The 2,797-nt window shown below is 57.5% G+C and carries 3 protein-coding genes; all 3 read right to left on the bottom strand.

Annotated features, from left to right (window positions below; genetic code table 11):
• Nucleotides 1–100: 100 nt before the first annotated feature.
• The gene (locus B2R17_RS04945; RefSeq protein ID WP_286763094.1) at nucleotides 101–1,060 is read right to left on the bottom strand and encodes a hypothetical protein; all 960 of its coding nucleotides are present in this window, start codon (nucleotides 1,058–1,060) and stop codon (nucleotides 101–103) included.
• 143 nt (nucleotides 1,061–1,203) lie between these two features.
• The gene (locus B2R17_RS04940) at nucleotides 1,204–1,581 is read right to left on the bottom strand and encodes a hypothetical protein (RefSeq protein WP_286763097.1); all 378 of its coding nucleotides are present in this window, start codon (nucleotides 1,579–1,581) and stop codon (nucleotides 1,204–1,206) included.
• 286 nt (nucleotides 1,582–1,867) lie between these two features.
• Nucleotides 1,868–2,797: AAA family ATPase (locus tag B2R17_RS04935; RefSeq protein WP_286763093.1), on the bottom strand; the 930-nt coding region annotated here is incomplete at its 5' end.

Here is a 2,797-nt window from a genome sequence, read left to right as displayed (position 1 = left end):
TCGATGTGAACGTGCCCCAGTTGCTGCAGATCAAACGACTCGTCGTAGATCATCCGCAACTCACCTTGTCGCCCCACGACGATCTCGGTGGAAGCTCGCATCAGCGTGATCGTCTCAGGATGCTTCGGCGTGGACGCTCGGTCATCCAACCCTCCAGTGACGCTTCCACCCGCGAGAGTTCGGTCGCAACGCGTTGGCGAAGCTCCGATTGGTCTCGAAGCTGTTGAGGCACCACGCCACCAACAATGCGACGAGCGTCGGCCACCAGGCGGTCCAATTGATCGTCCGAACGGATGTTCAATCGTTGAAATCGATCCAGGAACTCGGCCAAGTTTGTGACAGCTGTATCACGAAACACCTTCGGTGAACCGTCGCCGTCGCCACGCAGTCTTTCACCCAGATGAGTGACCAACTGCTCGAGTTCATCAGCGAAGGCTTGCTCGGCAAGCTTCACCGCTTCATCGAAACGATGCTGCACTCGGCGGCATTCGCTGTAGTACAGCTGTGGGCTGACCTGCAGCAGATACTCCGGCGGGTTGCAGCTGGGGTAATCCCACTCAATCCCAAACAGACGATGTAGATTCATGTCGTAGTCGGCTGGATCAAACAGGTCGCCCAACCGCTCGCGAGCTTGATCGATCAGTTCATCAAAGTGCAGCTCGAGCTGTTCAACCGCTTCGTTCAGCTCGGCTCGTACCGAAGTCATGAACACGTCGAACGTGGGCACATCGACTCGCTTGATCAACCGCATGCCAGGTTCGGTGTAGGGTAACGTGTTGGCTTTCCAGTGATCCGCGGCCTGTTTGCGTACTGCGGTCGCGGCACGGAATGCGGGGTGGTTGGTGTCGAGAAGCTTCTTGGACGCGGAGACCGATTTCGTATCGGCATCGAACGTTCCGGCCGCTTGCCGGGTTTGGTCAGTGCTCAGCGTCTTACGGACACTGGGCCAGTGAATCTTCAGCCGCACGGCGGTGGTCTCGGCTTGCAATCGCTCGCTGACGCTGGCCATGGGGTTGGAGTTGGAAACGGTGTTGGGGTCGGTCAGGTTGGCGGTGGTCATGATGGATGGGTTCCTGGTTTGAGTGAGTCGACAAAAAACGCCCCGCCGACCGAAACGATCGACGAGGCGTCAGCAAAGAGGTAACTATGAAAAACGCGGGACAGGTCCCTATGTCAGGTTTGATGGGTGAGCTTTCCAGGGGACTAAGGGTCGGTAGGGTCGATCTCCAGACGGTGTGGCTCACGGGCGTCGGTCAGCTCGACCACCTGGTCCAGCAGCTCGTTGCAAGCTTCGCCGGCCGAGTCCGCGGGCGGATCTTGGATCAACAAGCCGGCCACGATCAGCAGCGGCAACCCGCAAGCAATCAGCAGAGCGGCCGAAGAGATCACCGCCGCCAGAACGGGCTCACGACGTTCGCGTTCATCCCACTCGCGTCGGTCGGATTCCAACAGATCACGTTGGCGTCCGACTTCTGCTCGCTCGGCCTGCATGTCTTGCTGAAGTTGCAGCCAGTTGGCGTCACTCAGGTCGCGACCGGACGGGCCGCATCCGCTCAGCAAAATCAGCCAGCACAGAAGCATCAGGCTGGCCAGCAATGTCGATATTCTTGGCTTCGGAAGCCTGGGTTGGATCGGCATGGTAGAACTTCCTACGGGTGAGAAGGTGCACGATTGCCTGCAGTCCTCGCACACGTCGACGAAGCTGCCAGACGAGCAGTGACGCAACCGTCAAAGCGAACGACAGGAATAAGCAAACGGTCAAAAGAGGTGACATGAATCTCCTTGTTGAAGGGTGAATTGAGATAAGAAATCGCGTTGCATGCTGTGCAACATTCGGCGAGCGCTCGCCGAATTCGCACGAGGTTTTTCAGTTATTGGATGGGTCCGATCGCGTGCGCCGTCGCTTGCTCGAAGATCCACTCGAAGCACGAAACAACCCCGAGTGATCCGACGACAAGCATCGACCGTTGGCCCACTGCCGAAGTCGGCCAATGGATTCCGAAGACGTCTTTGCGACCGGGACCACGTTTTTGGATGCTTCGATTAACGAGACATCCAACAACGCAGCGAGCCGGCAACACGATTTGATCTCGGCACCGGTCCACTGATCGTCCTCGGGTGTCGACTCATCGGTCGCGATGCCGAACTGGTTCCGATACAGTCGCCAGATTTCATCCTTCTGAGTTCTGCCAGGAAGATCCAAGAAGAACACGCCGTCAAACCGTTCGGCACGACTGAACTCCGGTGGAAGTCGCTTCACATCGTTGGCCGTGCAAACCACAAACACATCGGATTCGTGATCGTTTAGCCAAGTCAGAAACGTGCCCATCATTCGTGATGACACACCGCTGTCGTTGGCGGATCCGCTTGCTCCCGAGAACGCCTTTTCGACTTCATCGATCATCAACACGCAAGGTGCCATCGCATCGATGGTTCGCAGTGCTTCGCGGGTACGTTCTTCGGATTGACCGACGAGCGATCCAAGCAAACTGCCAACATCCAGTGTCAACACCGGGCGTCCGACTTCGGTACCCAAGCACTTGCAGAATTCGGACTTGCCGCAGCCAGGAGGCGAGAGCAGCATCACGCCACGTGCACGAACCGATCGATCGGAATCGGTACGCAGCAATGCCCGTCGTGTGAATGCTTTCAGCGAAGACAAACCACCGAGTGAATCGAATCCGTTGCCGCCGCGGTGCAGCGTCAACAAGCCCGAGTTCTTCAGCGTCTGAGTCTTGATCTCCCAAATCGCTTCGGGTTCTAGCCGCTGATGCCGCACCAGTGAAAGCGAAAATGC

The organism is Rhodopirellula sp. UBA1907, from assembly GCF_002337565.1.
In the GTDB taxonomy this organism is placed as follows: domain Bacteria; phylum Planctomycetota; class Planctomycetia; order Pirellulales; family Pirellulaceae; genus Rhodopirellula; species Rhodopirellula europaea.
This window is presented reverse-complemented; position numbering and strand designations above follow the sequence as displayed.

Coding starts and splice junctions, on each gene's coding strand:
- B2R17_RS04940 (WP_286763097.1), bottom strand. CDS start 1,581: ATGCTTCTGTGCTGGCTGATTTTGCTGAGCGGATGCGGCCCGTCCGGT.
- B2R17_RS04945 (WP_286763094.1), bottom strand. CDS start 1,060: ATGACCACCGCCAACCTGACCGACCCCAACACCGTTTCCAACTCCAAC.